This window comes from Flagellimonas aurea, assembly GCF_017313785.1.
Classification (GTDB): domain Bacteria; phylum Bacteroidota; class Bacteroidia; order Flavobacteriales; family Flavobacteriaceae; genus Flagellimonas; species Flagellimonas aurea.
In genome coordinates this window covers 13,678-33,650 of sequence record NZ_JAFLNL010000008.1, presented here as the reverse complement: position 1 = coordinate 33,650, position 19,973 = coordinate 13,678, and the positions used below count along the sequence as shown (strand labels likewise).

12 protein-coding genes are annotated in these 19,973 nt (G+C 43.3%); 9 read left to right on the top strand and 3 right to left on the bottom strand.

The annotated features are described in order from the left end of the window. Positions 1-45 precede the first annotated feature (45 nt). Positions 46-2,160, top strand: coding sequence for a family 43 glycosylhydrolase (locus J0656_RS13810; protein ID WP_207034898.1), 2,115 nt, complete (start codon positions 46-48; stop codon positions 2,158-2,160). A gap of 10 nt (positions 2,161-2,170) precedes the next feature. On the opposite strand, the gene J0656_RS13805 is transcribed toward J0656_RS13810, so the two are convergent. After that, positions 2,171-2,905 carry an NUDIX hydrolase gene (locus J0656_RS13805; RefSeq protein WP_375587766.1) on the bottom strand — a complete coding sequence of 245 codons (735 nt, stop codon included), beginning with the start codon at positions 2,903-2,905 and terminating at the stop codon, positions 2,171-2,173. Between the two features lie 239 nt (positions 2,906-3,144). Here J0656_RS13805 and J0656_RS13800 point away from each other — a divergent pair, with 239 nt between their 5' ends. The 8 genes from J0656_RS13800 to J0656_RS13765 are packed head-to-tail and all read left to right on the top strand — an operon-like array spanning position 3,145 to position 15,508. Next, positions 3,145-4,692, top strand: a complete 1,548-nt coding sequence (locus tag J0656_RS13800) for an alpha-N-arabinofuranosidase (protein ID WP_417947268.1) — start codon at positions 3,145-3,147, stop codon at positions 4,690-4,692. A gap of 6 nt (positions 4,693-4,698) precedes the next feature. Further along, the gene (locus J0656_RS13795) at positions 4,699-6,675 is read left to right on the top strand and encodes a glycoside hydrolase family 127 protein (protein WP_207034894.1); all 1,977 of its coding nucleotides are present in this window, start codon (positions 4,699-4,701) and stop codon (positions 6,673-6,675) included. 27 nt (positions 6,676-6,702) lie between these two features. Further along, positions 6,703-8,715: an alpha-L-arabinofuranosidase family protein gene (locus J0656_RS13790; protein ID WP_207034892.1), complete on the top strand. Its 2,013-nt coding sequence runs from the start codon at positions 6,703-6,705 to the stop codon at positions 8,713-8,715. Positions 8,716-8,772: 57 nt separating this feature from the next. Then, a complete protein-coding gene (locus J0656_RS13785) occupies positions 8,773-10,449 on the top strand; it encodes a ribulokinase (protein WP_207034889.1) in 1,677 nt (558 codons plus the stop codon). A 1-nt stretch (position 10,450) separates the two neighbouring features. Further along, positions 10,451-11,152: an L-ribulose-5-phosphate 4-epimerase gene (locus J0656_RS13780; RefSeq protein WP_207034887.1), complete on the top strand. Its 702-nt coding sequence runs from the start codon at positions 10,451-10,453 to the stop codon at positions 11,150-11,152. Between the two features lie 14 nt (positions 11,153-11,166). Continuing rightward, a complete protein-coding gene (gene araA, locus J0656_RS13775; protein ID WP_207034885.1) occupies positions 11,167-12,672 on the top strand; it encodes an L-arabinose isomerase in 1,506 nt (501 codons plus the stop codon). Between the two features lie 22 nt (positions 12,673-12,694). Beyond that, a complete protein-coding gene (locus J0656_RS13770; protein ID WP_207034884.1) occupies positions 12,695-13,879 on the top strand; it encodes an aldose epimerase family protein in 1,185 nt (394 codons plus the stop codon). Between the two features lie 9 nt (positions 13,880-13,888). Beyond that, positions 13,889-15,508, top strand: coding sequence for a sodium:solute symporter (locus J0656_RS13765; protein ID WP_207034881.1), 1,620 nt, complete (start codon positions 13,889-13,891; stop codon positions 15,506-15,508). Positions 15,509-15,561: 53 nt separating this feature from the next. Here the strand turns inward: J0656_RS13765 and J0656_RS13760 are convergent, their stop codons facing one another. Further along, entirely contained in the window at positions 15,562-16,869 is a 1,308-nt protein-coding gene (locus J0656_RS13760) for a TolC family protein (protein WP_207034879.1), read from the bottom strand. Positions 16,870-16,872: 3 nt separating this feature from the next. After that, entirely contained in the window at positions 16,873-19,959 is a 3,087-nt protein-coding gene (locus J0656_RS13755; RefSeq protein ID WP_207034877.1) for an efflux RND transporter permease subunit, read from the bottom strand. Positions 19,960-19,973 lie beyond the last annotated feature (14 nt).

Below are 19,973 nucleotides of genomic sequence, written 5' to 3'. Positions count from 1 at the left end.
CTGCCAAGTGTGAAAAATTGGGTAGTATACATATTGTTTTTTGTCATGGTTTTGGGTAATGTCTTTGGTCAAAAGAAAGATGCCCAATTGCCCGTTGGGAAGGTGGATCCTATTCTTCCGGGTTATTTTGCGGACCCTACAATCAAAAAGTTTGGAGATATATACTACATCTACGCTACCACGGACAATGAAATGTTGGCCTCAGGAGTGCCCACGGTTTGGTACAGCAAAGATTTTGAACATTGGTACAATTATACCATGGAGGTTCCTTCCTTAGAATCCATTAACCTGAGAAATTTTTGGGCACCGGACATTATTGAAGGTAGTGATGGCAGGTATTACCTGTATTTTGGTAATTGCCAAGCAGGCTGCAATATTTATGGATATGTATCCAGTTCCCCAGTAGGTCCTTGGGAAAAATTGAACAAGGATGATACTCCTGTTATTGCCCATAATTATCCAAGGGAAGGTTTTCCGTCGCTTGATGCTCAGTTTTTTACCGATGATGATGGGAGAATTTATGCCTATTGGGGAACTTGGGTCCATTACAACGGAGGCTATGCCGTAGGGGAGTTGGATAGTGAAAGTATGTCAAAAATCAAAAACCCCAAGAACATACCCTTGGAACAGACCCCTGAACCTTTTGAAGCAGCTTATATGATGAAGAAAGGGGGCAAATACATTTTGATGTACTCTGGAGGCTCCTGTCATGACGAAACCTATAATGTGAGATACTCCTATTCGGATAGTCCCTATGGACCATTTACACCGGGTGCAAAAAAACCTATACTCAGCTCCAATGATAATGTAACTGTACACGGCCCAGGGCATCATTCTGTTTTGGAGGAGGATGGGAATTACTACATTGTTTACCACAAACATGATTATCCAATGACAAGAGGCGGTTTGTCCCGCCAAGTAAGTGTGGATGAACTTATTTTTGAAAATGACTCCACCATACAACAAGTAATGCCTGGTAGTAAAAGGCCGGGAAAATCGATAAAATCGAATGTTCCGACCAATTTAGCATTGAATGCCAAGGTGTCCGCATCTTCATTTTATCAATTGGAGTCACATAAATACGATTATGCGTACCGACCATCATTTGCCACCGATGGTTATAATGCTACCATGTGGAAGGCCAGTGATAATTCTTTTCCACAAGACTTGACCATTGATTTAGGAAAGCCGACCCGTATAAAAAGGATAATGACACAATTTGAGTTCGCTGGATACTATTACCAATACAAATTGGAATATTCATTTGATGGAAAGAACTGGGAGGTTTTTGCGGACCGGTCTAAAAACAGAATAGCAGGCAGTCCAATGATCGATGATGCCGATGTGATTGCCCAATATATCAAACTTACAGTCCTGGATACCGAAAAAACGGGTTTATTGGCAGCAGTTTGGAACATTAAAGTATTTGGCTCCTTGTTCGATGTGCCTTTGGATATTGAGAGTAGACCTTCAAAACAAGGCCCTGGGGCAAAAGGTTCCCATCAAAAAATTGTAAGTATCAATGCTCAAGAAGTCCTTGCCAAAAACAGCCGGGATAACTTGGCCAACAAAGGAAGTATTGGTGGAATTTTTGAGAAAAAGGGAGAAGTGTCAATATATCAAGAAGACGGTGTTGCTGCATTTGATTTTAAAAAAGGAGCACTGGTACTTGACCAACCAGTTCCAAAAAGTTTGCAATGGAATGGAGCATTTACGGTGGCCACATGGGTAAAAAACCCAGAAATATCAACGGAGGGCGAGTGCCTATTGTCGTGGTGCGACCGTTTTAAGTTCAATTTGGCAAACTCCTATAATGCGCTGCATTACAACAGAGGCAATTATGGGGCCGTTGCACATTTGGATAGTCATTTTGACATGAAGTACAATAACCTTCCAACTGCTAACGAATGGCACCATATCGTACTGACTTTTGATGGCGTAGTTGAAAAAATGTATGTTAACGGGAAACTGGACAATTCCCAGATAATGGTATTGGCCTCACAAACCGAAAATGCCAAATTACGGATAGGAGCTTCGGATATAGGCGAGAACTTTTCAGGTTATATGGCGTCTTTACAGATGTACGATTATGCTCTGAACGAGAGGGATGTCCAAAAGCTAATGCAAAAAACAAAACCTTCTGAAAGTAAAAACGAATAGCTTTGGATAATCAGATTTTAAAAATAAATCCGTCTTCCTCCACTTTTTTCTCATACTTGTCCTTATCAAAAACATAAAGGTAAGCGCCCTTTCGGGACACACTCATATCTTTTTCGTCCAATTTTATAAGGACATCCAAAGAGTTTATCTTGTTGATGAAGTTTCGTTTGTCCAATTTCTTGTCCAAAATGGATTCATACAAATTTTGGAGCTGTCGCATGGTGAACTTCTCTGGCAGTAGTTCAAAGCCGATAGGTTTGCTCAACGCACGTCTTTTTAATCGAGCTTTGGCCTTTTGAACCATTTCGTTGTGGTCAAAAATCAAGTTTGGAGCCTCCTTTATATCAAACCAATGAGCGGCATCTATTTGGATTCCATCAAAATGATGACTATCCACATCGATTAGGGCAAAATAGGCAACAGAAATAGTTCGCTGCCCTGGATCCCTATCAATCTTACTGTATGTATGTATTTGTTCGAGGTAAATGTCGTTCAAACCAGTTAAGGTTTCCAAAACTCTCACAGCCGCCTCGTCAAGGTTTTCATTTTTTTTGAGGAACCCCCCGATCAAAGACCATTTGCCCTTTTCCGGTTCAAAATTTCTTTTGATCAATAAAATTTTCAGGTTCTCTTTGTCAAACCCAAAGATGATACAATCGACTGCTAGTAAAACCTGATCTTCTTTTTGATAATAATTGAGATGCATGTTCAGGTTTTCTGGCGCCTCCAAGTTTTCTTCAAACATTTCTTTACGTATAAATTCCCATTGCTAAAATATAAACATTTCTCAATACTGATCTTTTGGGAACTTTTTTCGATTGAAACATTATTTTTTTTGCTTTAACCAAAAAACTTTCGTTATTTTATAAATGTAAAAAAAACACTTATAAGGAGTGACTTTTGTTGGGGTCTATCCTCTATTAGGATATCCTCGTCAGGATTGTATTGATTCTGGCGTTTACAATTAGAACTGTATCAAATCTCATGCACATGAAAATTTTTAAGTATGCCGCAATTGCAACCGTCCTTTTATGCACAAAGGCGAGCATTGCGCAAGAAAAAGTCAAAGTGAACGTGGCCGAAGAAGCCGACGCACCCATTGTCAGTAAACATATTTACGGCCATTTTGCAGAGCATCTTGGACGTTGTATTTATGAAGGACTCTACGTTGGGGAAGAAAATAAGATCATTCCCAATACCGAAGGTGTCCGAAACGACATTATCGAGGCCCTAAAGGAGCTGGACATACCCAACCTAAGATGGCCTGGCGGCTGTTTTGCTGATACTTACCATTGGAAGGACGGAGTAGGTCCACAAGAAGATCGGCCTACGATTGTAAACCGTTGGTGGGGCGGGATCACAGAGGATAACAGCTTTGGTACCCATAACTTTTTAAATCTTTGCGAAGTGCTCGAAGCAGAGCCCTATCTCTCGGCCAATGTGGGTAGTGGAACCGTGCAGGAGTTGATCGATTGGGTACAGTATACCAATCATGACGGAATTAGTCCAATGGCCGACTGGCGACGTGAAAATGGAAGGGAAGAACCTTGGAAGGTCAAATATTGGGGCGTGGGCAACGAAACATGGGGTTGTGGCGGAAACATGACCGCGGAGTATTACGCAGATATTTACCGTCAATATGCCACTTTTATGCCCGGTTGGTCCGGAGAGACCGAAGTGTATAGGATTGCATCCGGAGCGTCGGAAGACGATTATCATTGGACCGAAACCTTGATGAAAAATGTACCTCACGAATTGATGGAGGCCGTTGCGCTGCACGATTATGCTGTGTTCGATTGGAACGATAAAGGCCCGTCGGTCAATTTTGATGAAGAGATATATTTTAAAACAATGGAACAGGCGCTGAACATGGAAGAATATGTGACCAAGCATATCGAAATCATGGATAAGTACGACCCTGATGGCAAGGTAGACCTTTTTGTCGACGAATGGGGAGGGTGGTACGATGCCGAACCAGAAGTAGCAAACGGGGTGCTTTTCCAACAGAATACCATCCGTGATGTTATGATTGCGGGCACGGTGCTCAATACATTCAATAATCATGCACGAAGGGTCAAAATGGCCAACTTGGCGCAAATGGTCAATGTGCTACAGGCAGTGATACTCACCGATGAAGAGAAAATGATCAAAACGCCTACCTACCATGTCATGCACATGTACAAAGTGCACCATGATGCAAAACTGTTGCCATCCAAAGTCGAAGATAATATGGAGTATAGAGGACTTCCCGTAGTATCCGTATCTGCCTCAAAGGATGACGCAGGGAAAGTTCATATTTCTTTGGTCAACATTGACCCAGAAAAGGATGTTGAGGTAGAGGTGGACATTTCCACATTGGACATCAAAAAGATTGAAGGAAATATTTTAACATCGGAAAAGCTTCAAGATCATAATTCCTTTGACAATCCCGAAAAGGTAACACCGAAAGAATTTAAAGATGCCAAATTGAAAAAAGGGAAAATTTCTATCACCATCCCCGCACATTCACTTATAGTCTTGCAGGGAAGTTAAGAGAATATGAAAAAACTTTTATTTACATTAGCAGGTCTTCTTTTGTTGACCATATCCTGCAAGGAAGATTCCAAAAATCAGGCAAGCGATGAAAACATGGCTGGTGAATCACCGGACTATCCCATTGAGTCTGTGAACATACAGAATGTAAAGCTTAACGATGAGTTTTGGTTGCCGATCATACAGCGAGTTCAGGAAAAAACGATAGAATATGCTTTGGCCAAATGCCAGGAAGAAGGTCGTTTTGACAATTTTTTGATTGCAGGGGGAGAAATGGAAGGCGAGGTAAAAGGTGCCATGCCGTTTGATGATACCGATGTCTACAAAATAATTGAGGGAGCTTCCAACTCACTCATCAGTGCTCCCAATCCCAAATTGGAAAAATTGGTCGATTCGTTGGTCTCCATTATAAAGGTAGGGCAGGAAGCGGATGGTTATTTGACCACATGGCGAACCATTGACCCCGCCAAACCGCCCGCCAATTGGGTAAATGTTGACAAAGGGGAACGTTGGGAGTCCCTGGCTGCGAGCCACGAGCTGTATAACGCAGGACATTTGTATGAAGCCGCAGCTGTGCATTACGAAGCAACCGGAAAGCGAAACTTTTTGGACATCGCCATCAAAAATGCCGATTTAATGGTAAAGACCTTTGGCGATGGAGAAGGAAAAATCACTGCTGTCCCCGGACATCAGATTATAGAAACGGGGCTCATCAAACTGTATCAGATTACAGGAAAAGAGGATTATCTAAAACTTTCCAAATACTTTTTGGATAATAGGGGCAATCCAGAAAACCATGAGCTTTTTGGTCCTTATTCCCAAGATCACCTGCCCGTTGTGGCACAGGACGAAGTGGTAGGGCATGCCGTAAGAGCGGTTTATATGTACGCTGCCATGACGGATATTGCCGCTATTCAAAAAGATACCGCCTACTTGGATGCAGTAAATGCACTTTGGGAAAACATGGTCAACAAAAAAATGTACATCACGGGAGGTATTGGGGCCAAACATGATGGCGAGGCATTTGGTGAAAATTATGAGCTGCCCAACCTAACGGCCTACAACGAAACATGTGCATCTATCGGTGATGTATACTGGAACCATAGGTTGCACAACCTCACGGGGGATGTAAAATACTTCGATGTTATTGAAAGAACATTGTACAACGGGTTGATTTCTGGGTTGTCTTTGGATGGACAACAGTTCTTTTATCCCAACGCTCTCGAGTCCGACGGCGTGTACAAATTCAACCAAGGAGCATGCACCCGAAAGGATTGGTTCGATTGCTCTTGCTGTCCTACCAATGTGATCCGTTTTATTCCCGCCATGCCAGGACTTATCTATTCCAAAAAGGGCAATACCCTGTATACGAATCTATACGCGAGCAATGAGGCAAAGGTGGAGTTGAAGAATCAAGACATAATGGTCACTCAAGAAACATCGTACCCATGGGACGGGAAAGTTAAATTCACTGTAAATCCAGAGATGGAAGGAGAATTTACCATAAAGTTCAGGATACCTGGCTGGTCCAGGAATACCGTTTTGCCTGGAGATTTGTATCAATATGTTTCCAAAGATGAAGCAAGCAATAAGCTCAGTTTAAACGGGGAGGAGATTGATTTGGTCGCCGATAATGGCTACTTCACGCTGACCAGAACATGGAAATCTGGGGATCAGGTGGAACTGGATTTCCCAATGTCCGTAAGAAAAGTGAAGGCCAATCCAGAAGTCGAAGAGGACCTGGGGAAAATGTCCCTTGAGTATGGTCCTATCGTTTATGCGGTAGAGGAAATTGACAATAAAAGCACTTTTGATGATATCCGACTCACTGCCAATGAAGAATTCAAGGTGGAGATGCAGCCCGAATTATTGGGAGGCGTCAAAACCATATCAAACGAAAGATTAACCGCCATACCCTATTACGCATGGTCCAATCGAGGCATCGGTAAAATGAAGGTGTGGTTGCCTGCAGAGGAAAATTAATAAATGTACAAACTGAACAACATAAAAATGCAGACAAGAACATCGTTTTTGGCATTCCTTGCGGTTACGGGTTTTTACAGCTGTAAGAACCAAGAGGAAACCAAAGTTGATGACATAGAAGCTGAAACGGACAGAGAATTGGTGGTGAATCTGGAAGATACGGGCATAAAAATTCAGCCTACCATGTACGGAATCTTTTTTGAGGACATCAATTTTGCTGCAGATGGAGGATTGTACGCCGAAATGATAAAGAACCGTTCATTTGAGTTCACTTTGCCCAAAACAGGTTGGATGGAACCCAATAGTGACAGACATTCCTATAACAATGAGTCGGGATTTCTTTCCGTCATCAAATATGCCGAAGAAGAGGCCAACCACAATTTTGCCCGTGTAGAGGTCAAGAATGACGAAGGCTATGTTTTGATCAATGAAGGCTTCCGAGGCATGGGGGTTAAAGAAGGAGCTCAATATGATTTCTCGATAGAAGCCGCTAAACGTTCTGGTAATATCCAAAAAATTAAACTTCAAGTGATTGATTCCCTTGATAATGTTTTGGGAGAGACTTCAATTAGTCCGGATAGCGATTCTTGGAAAACTTACGAGTCTACTCTTACCGCAAGTGCATCAGAAATGAAAGCCAAGGTCAAAATTACTTTCGAAGGAGAAGGTGAAATTGATTTGGATATGATTTCCCTTTTCCCCCAAGATACTTGGAAAGGAAGAAAAAAAGGACTTCGCAAAGACTTAGTTCAATTGTTGGATGATCTAAATCCTGGATTCCTTCGTTTTCCTGGTGGATGCATTGTAGAAGGCAGAACCTTGGCCAGAAGATACCAATGGAAAAAAACTGTTGGCGATATAGCGGATAGGGAAATTTTGGTAAACCGTTGGAATACCGAGTTTGCCCACCGACCAACACCAGATTACTATCAAAGTTTTGGATTGGGATTCTTTGAATATTTTCAATTGTCCGAGGATATGGGAGCAGAGCCCCTTCCCATTTTGGGATGTGGTATCGCTTGCCAGTTTAACACAGGGGAATTGGTGCCCATGGACGAATTGGACCCTTATGTGCAAGATGCCTTGGATTTGATTGAATTTGCGAATGGAGATGCCGATACCGCTTGGGGTCGGGTACGTGTCGATATGGGTCACCCAGAGCCTTTCAATATGAAATATATCGGAATAGGAAATGAACAATGGGGACCTGCTTACATCGAAAGGTATAAAGTGTTCGAGGAAGCCATCAAGTCCAAATATCCGGAAATCATCATAGTTTCAGGTAGCGGACCTTTCCCAGAAGGTGATTATTTTGAATACGGTTGGGAGCAGCTTAAGCAAATGAACGCCGAAATTGTTGACGAGCACTACTACAAGCCACCAAAATGGTTCCGCGAAAATGCGGACCGTTATGACGGTTATGATAGAAATGGACCTAAAGTGTTCGCAGGGGAGTACGCGGCCCAAACCGTAGCCATAGCGAGCCCCGATAACAAGAACAACTGGAATGCAGCATTATCCGAAGCAGCATTTATGACGGGTTTGGAAAGAAATGCCGAAGTGGTTCATTTAACATCGTATGCCCCTTTGATGGCCCATGCAGATGGTTGGCAATGGACACCGGATATGATCTGGTTCAATAATTTGGAATCCTTCGGGACACCCAACTATCAAGTACAAAAAATGTATTCTACTAATCCCGGAACCGACCTTTTGAAGATTACGGAGAATGGAGAAAAAATTATTGGAAAAGGTGGACTTTATGCCACAGTAGCAAAAGATGCGAATACAAACGAATTGATTATAAAGGTGGTCAATACATCAGAAGTGGGACAAAACCTTTCCATCATAATGGAAGGTGGTACTACCCAAGAAAGTGTTGAGGTGCTGACCATGGCCATGGACGATTTGGAGGCTGAAAATTCGTTTAAAGACCCCTTTAAAATCAGTCCAAAAAAAGGTACGGCATCTGTTGAGGGCAATATGTTGAAAGCTTCCATACCTGCACAAGCCTTCAATATATATAAGGTAAAACTTTAGTTAAACACAGTGTTTTAGAACACGAAAAGAAAATAAAACGAAGATAGAGAAGGATTAATGAAAAAATATGTAATAGGACTCGATTATGGTTCCGACTCGGTTAGAGCGGTAATGATCGATTCCCAAAACGGAGCGGAACTGGCCTCCGAAGTATTCTGGTATCCTAGATGGAAAGCACAAAAATACTGTGACCCCGCCATCAACCAGTTTAGACAACACCCCTTAGATCATATCGAGGGATTGGAACATACCATAACCTCCGTGATGAAGCAAAGCGAGGTGTCCCCAGAAACCGTAAAAGGAATCTGTATCGATACCACAGGTTCTTCGCCAATGCCAGTGACCCAAGACGGTACAGCATTGGCTTGCACGGAAGGTTTTGAGGAAAATCCCAATGCCATGATGGTGCTTTGGAAAGACCATACTGCAGTAAAAGAAGCAAACGAGATCAATGAACTGGCCAGAAGCTGGGGCGGGGAAGATTATACCAAATATGAAGGAGGAATCTATTCTTCCGAGTGGTTCTGGGCCAAAATTCTTCATGTGGCCAGAGAGGATAAAAGCGTAATTAATGCTACCCATACATGGATGGAACATTGCGATTTCATCACCTATCTCTTGGCGGATGAAAAAGATTTGAAAAAATTCAAACGAAGTCGATGCGCAGCAGGACACAAAGCTATGTGGCACGAAAGCTGGGGCGGACTTCCCGATGCAGCTTTTTTATCAAAATTGGATCCGTATTTGGCATCACTCCGTGATAATCTGTATGAAGATACATTTACATCCAACGAAATTGCGGGCCATCTGAACAAAGAGTGGGCGGACAAATTAGGTCTTACTACAGATACCGTAATCGCTGTGGGCACTTTTGATGCCCATGCAGGTGCCGTTGGCGCCAAAGTAGACCACCACGCACTTGTCCGAGTCATGGGAACGTCCACTTGTGACATCATGGTCTCATCCAACGAAGCAGTTGGCGACAAAACGGTTAAAGGCATCTGTGGACAGGTCGATGGTTCCGTAATTCCTGGCATGGTCGGTCTGGAAGCAGGTCAATCCGCTTTTGGTGATGTATTGGCATGGTTCAAGGATGTATTGCAATGGCCGATAGATAACTTGGTTTTAAACTCCGAGGTATTGTCGGAGGAACAAAAAGCCGAGCTCAAGGCTGAGGTAGAATCAAAATTTATTCGGTCTTTGGCGGTACAGGCCGAGGCAATTGCTTTGTCCGAAGTCGTCCCAGTTGCATTGGACTGGGTAAATGGCAGGAGAACTCCAGATGCCAATCAAGAATTGAAAAGTGCCATTTCTGGAATATCGCTGGGTACGAAGGCTCCCCATATTTTCAAATCCTTGGTCAATGCCATTTGCTTTGGTGCCAAAATGATAGTGGATCGTTTTGAAGAAGAAGGTGTCAAAATCGAGACCGTCATAGGTATTGGTGGCGTGGCCAGAAAATCGCCTTTCATTATGCAGACTTTGGCCAATGTACTGAATATGCCCATTAAAATTGCAGAATCCGATCAGGCGCCTGCCTTGGGTGCAGCAATTTATGCAGCCGTTGCTGCTGGAATCTACGAAAATGTAATCGAGGCCAGTAAGGTAATGGGAAGTGACTATGAAGCAGAATATTTTCCACAAGCGTCCCAAGTGAAGGTATATGCCCAGTTGTTGGAAGCGTATAAACAGCTTGGAAATTTTGTGGAAGAACAAACGAACAAAAACACATAAGATGAGCTCTAAATACAAATCGCTTAAAGAAGAATGCTACGAAGCGAACATGGAACTCAATGCCTTGGGTTTGGTCATCTACACCTTTGGTAACGTGAGTGCTTTGGACAGGGAAAACGCTGTTTTTGCGATAAAACCCAGTGGTGTGCCCTATGAGACCTTGAAGCCTGAGGATATCGTCATCATGGATTACGATAACAATGTGGTCGAGGGCAGTTTAAGACCGTCATCCGATACCAAAACACATAGTTATCTCTATAAAAATTGGGAGAATATCGGAGGAGTGGCGCATACGCATGCCATGTATTCCGTTTCGTGGGCACAGGCACAAAGGGACATCCCGATTTTCGGCACCACACATGCCGACCATCTTACGCAAGATATTCCCTGTGCGCCGCCAATGGCCGACGAACTTATCGAAGGCAATTACGAGCATAATACGGGTATTCAGATTTTGGACTGCTTCAAGGAAAGAAATTTGGATTACAACGAGGTCGAGATGGTACTGATTGGAAACCATGGTCCGTTTGCTTGGGGCAAAAATGCGTCCAAAGCCGTTTACAATACCAAAGTACTGGAAACTGTGGCCCAAATGGCCTACTTGACCTTGCAGATCAATCCACAGGCACCAAGATTAAAAGACTCCCTAATAAAAAAACACTACGAACGTAAGCATGGCAAGAATGCCTATTACGGTCAATAAATAAACTACAGTAAATGAAAATATCTCAAAAGGAAATCTGGTTTGTAACAGGAAGCCAACATTTGTACGGACCGGAGACTTTAAAACAAGTGGCCAGCAATTCCAAAGCAATAGTAGATGGATTGAATGCAACTGGAAAATTGCCGGTTAACTTGGTTTTTAAACCCATTGTAACCACACCGGACGAAATAACAGCAGTTTGTCGCGAAGCCAGCAACGAACCATCCTGTATTGGAGTGGTAACGTGGATGCATACCTTTTCACCAGCAAAAATGTGGATTGCAGGACTCTCCATTTTGAGCAAACCGTTGTGCCATTTGCATACACAGTTCAATGCTGAAATCCCTTGGGGCAGCATTGATATGGATTTTATGAACTTGAACCAATCGGCACATGGCGACCGTGAATTTGGTTTTATGATGTCACGGATGCGTAAAAACCGAAAAGTAGTTGTGGGGCATTGGAAAGATGACCGAGTGCAAAGCAAACTTTCCGTGTGGGCACGCGTTGCCCTTGGTGTGGATGAACTTAAGCACATCAAAGTGGCCCGTTTAGGAGATAACATGCGCGAGGTTGCCGTTACCGAAGGGGATAAAGTTGCTGCCCAATTGCGTTTTGGCGTAGCGGTCAACGGCTACGATTCATCAGAGATCACCGATATTATCGACGGATTGGAACAGAACGCGGTGAATCAATTGATGGAGGAGTACGAAGCGAGTTACCGATTATCAGAATCTCTCCAAAAAAATGGGGCAAAACGTCAATCTTTGATAGAAGCGGCCAAAATTGAACTGGCACTTAGAACCTTTTTGGACGAAGGCGGGTTCAAGGCCTTTACCGATACTTTTGAGAATCTGGGCATCCTAAAACAGCTGCCAGGTCTTGCCGTTCAGCGTTTAATGGCCGATGGTTATGGTTTTGGAGCAGAGGGCGATTGGAAAACCGCAGCCTTGACGCGAGCCATGAAAGTGATGGCCGAAGGCTTAGAGGGTGGAACATCCTTTATGGAGGATTATACCTATCATTTTACACCTCAAAAAGATTATGTTTTGGGGTCGCACATGTTGGAAATATGTCCTTCCATTGCCAGTGCAAAGCCATCCTGTGAAGTACATCCGTTGGGTATTGGAGGCAAGGAAGACCCCGTTAGGTTGGTTTTTGACTCTCCCGCGGGTGATGCATTGAATGCTTCATTGATAGATATGGGCAACAGGTTCCGTTTGATCGTGAACGAAGTGGAAGCAGTAGCTCCTATGGCCGATTTGCCAAAATTACCAGTGGCACGGGTGCTTTGGGACCCTAAGCCCAACTTGGATATTGCCGCAACCGCTTGGATTCATGCGGGAGGAGCGCACCATACGGTATATACCCAAGCATTGACTACAGAATATATGGAAGATTTTGCCGATATTTTCGGAATAGAACTTTTAGTCATAGATTCGGATACGAAACTAAGGGCATTTAAAGATCAACTCCATGCTAACGAAGCCTATTATCACCTTTTTCAGCATGGGATGTAATTAACTAACAAAAACTATAATTATGAGGATAGCCAAACCTTCAATAATGTATGCTGTTCTGCTTTTGGTCTATAGCACAATGGGCTGTAAGCAAAACAAAAAAGAAAACCAATCAGAAATGGAGACCGTAACAACCGAAAGTGAGCAAAACCCAATCGAAGAAACTACGTTTGGAGAAATGCCAGATGGTACCAAAGTGAAGAAATTCACCTTAAAAAATAATGTCGGAATGGAAGTAGATGTTATCACTTATGGTGGTATCATCACCCGTTGGACGGCCCCCGATAAGCAAGGGGAATTTGAGGATATCGTCCTAGGTTTTGACAACTTGGACCAATACTTGGATGGCAACCCTTATTTTGGTGCTCTCATAGGGAGATACGGTAATCGAATTGCCGGAGGTCAATTTTCTTTGGATGGCGAGACGTATAAGTTGGCCACTAACGATGGGGACAACCATCTTCACGGTGGAGAAAAAGGTTTTGATAAAGTGGTATGGAACGCCGAGCCCAAAACTACCGACGAAGGAGCAACCTTGGAGCTTACCTATACCAGTAAAGATGGCGAAGAAGGCTATCCTGGAAAATTGGATGTAAAAGTTACCTATACCCTTACGGATGACAACGCCCTTGACATTCAATATGAGGCCGTTACCGATAAGCCAACTGTGGTAAACTTAACGCAGCACAGTTATTTTAATCTTTCAGGACAACTTTCCAAACCAGTTTTGGACCATAAGATTTATTTGAATGCCGATACTTATCTGCCCGTCGATGGAGGTTTGATTCCAACAGGAGAATTAAGGGAAGTAGCGGGAACGCCTTTCGATTTCACGGAGCCCAAACTGATCGGTAAGGAGATAGAAGCCGAAAACGAGCAATTGGGACTTGGTCTAGGTTACGATCACTGTTGGGTGCTTAATGAGGGTAAGGACAACTTTCGTTTGGCCGCCTCGGCATATCACGAAAAAACGGGACGTTTTATGGAAGTATACACCAAAGAGCCCGCGATTCAGTTTTACAGCGGAAACTTTTTGGATGGAACCTTGCCTGCAAAAGGAGGAGGTACCTATGTCAAGCGCTCAGGCTTCTGTTTGGAAACACAACACTATCCAGATAGTCCCAACCAGTCGGATTTTCCATCGGTTAGGCTGAATCCTGGTGAAAAATATACTTCGAGGACCATGTATAAATTATCAACCAAATAAAATAACTGCATGCAGACATTGGATACTTTTGATTGGGTAGCCATATCCATATACTTTTTGATTCTTCTGGGAATTGCACTATGGGTAATTCGGAAAAAGGAGAACAATACCGAAGACTATTTTTTAGCTGGTAGAAATGTAGGATGGTTCGTTGTCGGAGCATCGATTTTTGCCTCGAACATAGGGTCGGAACACGTTGTGGGATTGGCAGGAGCTGGTGCTGGGGACCGTTTGCCCATGCTGATTTACGAGATACAGGCTTGGGTAGTTTTGATTCTGGGATGGGTATTTCTGCCCTTTTATGCAAGAGCTGGAGTTTTCACTATGCCCGAGTTCCTGGAAAAACGTTTTGATGCCAGGTCAAGATGGATACTTTCCGTATTCTCCATCGTGGCCTACGTGCTCACCAAAATTTCCGTGACCATTTATGCGGGCGGAATTGTGGTTTCCGCACTCTTGGGCATCGATTTTTGGACAGGTGCGATTGCAACAGTCATACTGACTGGAATCTACACAGTGCTGGGAGGTATGAGAGCGGTCGTTTATACCGAGACCCTGCAAGCCGTTATTTTGGTGATCGGGGCCGCTGCACTTACCATTATTGGTCTTGATCATGTCGGAGGATGGGAAAGTATGAAGGAAACCGTAACTCCCGAATATTTAAATATGTGGAGAGCAGCCTCGGATCCAGATTTTCCATGGCCGCCACTTTTGATTGCCAGTACCATTACGGGTATCTGGTATTGGTGTACCGACCAATATATCGTACAACGGGCATTGACCGCAAAGAATATTAAAGAGGGTAGGAGAGGGACTATTTTTGGAGCCCTGTTAAAACTTTTGCCCGTATTCTTGTTTTTGATTCCGGGCGTTATCGCCTTAACGCTTAAAATGCGTGGAGAATTACAATGGGACAGTCCCGATGAAGCTTTCCCCGTTTTAATGAGCAACTTATTGCCATCGGGGCTCCGCGGGCTTGTGGCGGCTGGTCTTTTGGCTGCTTTAATGAGTTCTTTGGCCTCCGTGTTCAATTCTTGTTCCACCTTATTTACGGTGGATATCTATAAAAAATTGAGACCCAACACACCTGAAAAGAAGTTGGTGAGGACAGGTCAGATAGCAACCGTGATCGTGGTGATCATCGGTATCATCTGGATTCCCATCATGGCCAATATTTCCGGCGTGCTCTACGAATATTTGCAGAGCGTACAATCCTATATAGCTCCGCCTATTACCGCAGTATTCCTGTTAGGGATTTTTCATAAACGAATCAATGCCCAAGGTGCATTTGTAACCATGGTAGTTGGGTTTATTGTGGGAGCTTTGAGAATTGTACTCGAGTTGGTCAAAGATTCCTTGAACCCGGATAGCTTTTGGTTCCTCTTGGGTGATATGAACTTTTTATCCTTTGCCTCTTGGTTCTTCCTTTTCTGTATCATTTTGATAGTGGTCGTGAGCTACGCTACAGCACCGCCTTCTGAGGAGAAACTTAAAAACCTCACCTATGCTACCATTTCGGAGGAAGAGAAAAAGCATAACAAGAACAGTTATAACTGGAAGGATATTCTTATTTCCTTGATCATCATTGCCATAGTGATCTATGTGATGATTTGGTTCAACGGAAAATAAAAACTTGATATTGAAATTCTTGAATAAAAGGGGGGCTGTAAAAGCGCCCCTTTTTAAATTTGAAGGTTTCCGGCCAATTGCTTCAAAATAATTTCTGAAACCTTGGCCTGATATTTTGCATTGCTGTTTCTTACCCTGGCATTGATATAGTTTAATTGGGCCGTGCGGAACTCAATAGTGGGGATGATTCCGATTCTATACTTTTCTACCGTAATATCAAGGTTTTCCTTGGCGATGGATTCGTTCTTTTCCTCCAGTTCCATCAAACTTATATTGGTAAGATAGGTTTGATAGGTGCTGTTTACCATGGAAGTCAAGCTCTGCTCTTGTTCGGCAATGGCTATTTCGGCATTCTCCAATGCAATTTTTCCAATTTTCTCGTTCCTGTTCTGGTTGAAGCCATCAAACAAGTTCAATGACGCACCAAAACCATAGTTGAAGCCATTGGACTGTGAACGCGTGCTAAAGCCAAGCTCCGAGGTGGAATTTCCGATGTTGTAACCAGTGGTTACATATACAGACGGATAACGCGAAGCCTTAATTTGTTTAAGTTGTAATTCACTTATTCGTTTACTTATTTTTTCGGCCTGCAACTGAGGGTTCTCTTCAACCACCTGATTTTCCAATTCTTCAAGGTTTAGTTGTTGGTCAACAAAAATTTCTGGAATTACCTTAAAATCGATTTTTAAATCGCGGGCCAATTGTTCGTTCAGTAGGATTTTTGTGTTTTTGTGCAGCTCTTGCTGACGTTGCATTTGGGTTTTATCGGTATTCAAATCCACTTGGGCGTTCAGTACCTCTAATTTTGATGCTTTACCTATGGTAAAACGGTTTTGGGCCAATTCCACCCGTTGTTCGGATATCAATAAGGTACTGTCCAAAGCGGAAAGTTGCTGTTGCTGTTGCACCAAATCATAATACGTGGTCATTACATCGCCCACTTTTCCTAAAATCGCTTGTTTCAGCTCAGCTTCGCCCAGCTTTTCGGTTTCCTTTAGCTGTTCGTAGTTGGCAAACATTCGCAATCCGTCGAAAATGGTCCATTCCAGGGCAACCCCGTAACTGAGGTTACTGTTCTTGGCATTATCCCGCTCAACTTCAGTTCCATCAACACGTGTTTGTGATAAATTTTGAACACTGTTGTTGTCCACAATACTGGCAGTGACCTGTGGCAACATACCTGCCTGTCCTGGACTCACCGCTGTTTCATCCATTCTTAGGTTGTTCTTGGCGGTCTTTATTTGGTAGTTGTTTTCTAACGCAATCTTTACGGCTTCTTCAACGGTAAGTACTTCTTGAGCGTTAGAAGCAAGTGTTGTGGCCAATACTAATAAGAAAAGTAGGTAATTTTTAAAATCCATAAGTTATGTTAGCTCGAGGGTTTTAAATTCTGGTCTTTGCACTTTTTTTCTTGACCACATAACGTATAATGCAGGAATAATGAACAAGGTAAGTGCAAGAGAGAACATGGTTCCCCCAATGATCACCACGCCCATACCGGTTCTACTTTGTGATGCCGCACCAAGCGACATTGCAATCGGCAAAGCACCAAGGGCAACGGTCAAACTTGTCATTAAAATAGGTCTTAGCCTGGAGACCGAAGCTTGCATGATAGCATCATATTTGGAGATATGTTCGTTTTCCTCCTGTAACTGATTGGCAAATTCCACGATAAGGATTCCGTTCTTGGTCACCAGACCAATCAACATAATAGTTCCGATCTGACTGAAAATATTCCATGTTTCGCCGAATAACCATAAGGAGAACATAGCCCCGGCCACCGCCATCGGTACAGTTAAAATAATTATGAAAGGATCTATAAAGCTTTCAAACTGAGCCGCCAAGATCAAAAAGATCAAAACAAATGCCAAACCAAATGCAAATGCCGTGTTGGAACTACTTTCCACAAAATCCCTAGACTCACCGCCAAGGTCAGTGGTAAAGGTGTCGTCAAGAACCCGGTCTTTTATGCGTTCCATGGCTTCGATTCCATCTCCCATGCTCATACCCGGTGCAAGACTCGCCGAAACCGTAGCGGACATATATCTGTTATTGTGATATAATTGGGGTGGGCTACTGTGTTCTTCGGTATTGACCAAATTATCCAATTGTATCATTTGCCCATCGTTGTTTTTGACAAATATAGAGGTGAGGTCCATAGGTTCGTTCCTATCCTGCTTATCGAACTGGCCAATCACCTGATATTGTTTCCCGTTCATTAGGAAGTACCCAAATCGTTGTCCACTTAAAGATAGCTGCAAGGTCTGTGCAACATCCAATACGGATACCCCAAGACTCTCTGCTTTTTCTCTATCGATGGTTACATAAAGTTCGGGCTTGTTGAATTTCAGGTTTACATCGACAAAAGAAAAAGTAGCGTCCTTTTCGGCCTCTGCCATAAATTCTGGTACTTTTTCCTCCAGTTTTTCAAAGTTTTTTGCCTGTATGATGAATTGGAGCGGCGCACCTCCACGTTTATTAACCGAGATGGTGGGTCGTTGGAAAACACTTGATCTACCGCCAACATAAGATTTTGCCCACTTACTGAACTCATCTGCAATCTCGGCCTGTGAACGATCACGCTCGCCCGGTTCGGACAATATGATACTGGCCCTTCCACTATTCACTGAAGAAGCACCAAAGCCGGGAGAGGTCATAATCAAACCGACCTGAGCTTCGGGTATGGAATCCAATACCAATTGGGTAATGCCATCCATGTATTTTTCCATATACTCATAAGAAGAACCTTCTGGGGCATTGACTACCAAACGGACGTAGCTTCTATCATCATAAGGTGCTGTTTCTTTTTGTAATAAGTTGTAAAACAGTACGATTACGCCGATACAGGCAATCAATAAAGGAAAGCTCAACCATTTCCTTGCCATAAATCCTTTCAACGCCCTTTCATAGGATTCGTTCATCTGAATAAAGAATTTTTCGGTGGTCTTGTAGAATTTGGATTGTCCTTGTTTGCCTGGTTTTATCAGGTAGGCATTCAACATAGGTGTCAATGTCAACGAGACAAATGCGGACACCAGAACGGCTGCGCTGAGGACTACCCCAAACTCCCTAAAAAGCCTTCCAACAAATCCTTCCAAAAATATTACCGGAAGAAATACTGCCGCTAGGGTAACGGAGATGGATATGACTGCAAAAAATATCTCTTTTGAACCTTTTACGGCGGCCTCGATGGGCGTCATACCTTCCTCTACTTTCTTGTATATATTTTCTGTCACCACTATACCATCGTCCACCACTAGGCCTGTTGCAAGAACAATGGCCAATAAAGTGAGCACGTTGATCGAGAATCCGAACATCCACATAATAAAGAAGGTGGCAATCAATGAAACCGGGATGTCTATCAATGGCCTTATTGCCATGGACCAGTTCCTAAAGAAAAGATAGATTACAAGGATTACCAATATGATGGATATCAAAAGCGTTTCTGCTACTTCGGTCACAGCTCTTCTTACGAATACGGTGTCATCAACAACAATGTCCAACGATATATCGTCCGGCAGGTCTTTTTGCAACTGCTCATATTCTTCATAAAAAGCATCGGCAATTTCTAAATAATTGGTGCCGGGTTGTGGGATTATGGCGGTGGCGACCATAGGCTGACCTAAGTTTGTCATTTTGGTCTCCATATTCTCTCCTTCCAGCGAAGCTTTTCCGATATCGCTCAAATGCACCAGTCTTGCTCCATCCGACTTGATTACGATATTGTTGAAACCATCTTCCGTATTTAGATTTCCAATGGTCTTTACCGTCAGTTCTGTATTATCACCTGTCAATTTACCTGATGGGAGTTCTACGTTTTGGGCCAGAAGCGCAGCCCTTACATCGGCCACGGTTAGTCCGTAAGCAGCAAGTTTTACAGGGTCTATCCATAATCGCATGGCGTACCTTCGCTGTCCCCAGATTTGAATGCTACTCACTCCTGGAATGGTCTCCAATCGCTGCGCAATAACATTCTCGGCAAAATCGGAGAGCTCTAGGATGTTCTTGTTATCACTTTGGATGGTCATGGAGAGAATCCTTTCGGCATTGGAATCCGCCTTGGATACAACCGGGGGCGCATCCAGATCGTCGGGTAAGCTCCTGACCGCTTGCGAAACTTTGTCCCGAACGTCGTTGGCCGCTTCCTCTAAATTTTTATCAAGATTGAACTCTATACTAATGGAACTGGAACCTTGTACACTTGAAGAGGTGATATTTCGAATTCCATCAATGGAGTTGATGGCCTTTTCCAAGGGTTCCGTAATCTGTGATTCTATAATGTCCGCGTTTGCACCGGAATAATTGGTTCTGACCGAAACTATTGCCGGGTCGATGGAGGGGTACTCCCTGATTCCTAAAAAGGTATAGCCAATAGCTCCGAAGAGTACAATGGCTATATTCATAACTATCGCAAGTACAGGCCTTTTTATGCTTAAGGTTGATAAATTCATAGCTCAGCGTTTAC

Bases quoted from the DNA above. Each gene is read 5' to 3' on its own strand.
- J0656_RS13810 (WP_207034898.1), top strand. From the start codon at position 46: ATGGTTTTGGGTAATGTCTTTGGTCAAAAGAAAGATGCCCAATTGCCC.
- J0656_RS13760 (WP_207034879.1), bottom strand. From the start codon at position 16,869: ATGGATTTTAAAAATTACCTACTTTTCTTATTAGTATTGGCCACAACA.
- J0656_RS13755 (WP_207034877.1), bottom strand. From the start codon at position 19,959: ATGAATTTATCAACCTTAAGCATAAAAAGGCCTGTACTTGCGATAGTT.
- J0656_RS13790 (WP_207034892.1), top strand. From the start codon at position 6,703: ATGCAGACAAGAACATCGTTTTTGGCATTCCTTGCGGTTACGGGTTTT.
- J0656_RS13765 (WP_207034881.1), top strand. From the start codon at position 13,889: ATGCAGACATTGGATACTTTTGATTGGGTAGCCATATCCATATACTTT.
- J0656_RS13795 (WP_207034894.1), top strand. From the start codon at position 4,699: ATGAAAAAACTTTTATTTACATTAGCAGGTCTTCTTTTGTTGACCATA.
- J0656_RS13800 (WP_417947268.1), top strand. From the start codon at position 3,145: ATGCACATGAAAATTTTTAAGTATGCCGCAATTGCAACCGTCCTTTTA.
- araA (WP_207034885.1), top strand. From the start codon at position 11,167: ATGAAAATATCTCAAAAGGAAATCTGGTTTGTAACAGGAAGCCAACAT.
- J0656_RS13770 (WP_207034884.1), top strand. From the start codon at position 12,695: ATGAGGATAGCCAAACCTTCAATAATGTATGCTGTTCTGCTTTTGGTC.
- J0656_RS13780 (WP_207034887.1), top strand. From the start codon at position 10,451: ATGAGCTCTAAATACAAATCGCTTAAAGAAGAATGCTACGAAGCGAAC.
- J0656_RS13805 (WP_375587766.1), bottom strand. From the start codon at position 2,905: ATGTTTGAAGAAAACTTGGAGGCGCCAGAAAACCTGAACATGCATCTC.
- J0656_RS13785 (WP_207034889.1), top strand. From the start codon at position 8,773: ATGAAAAAATATGTAATAGGACTCGATTATGGTTCCGACTCGGTTAGA.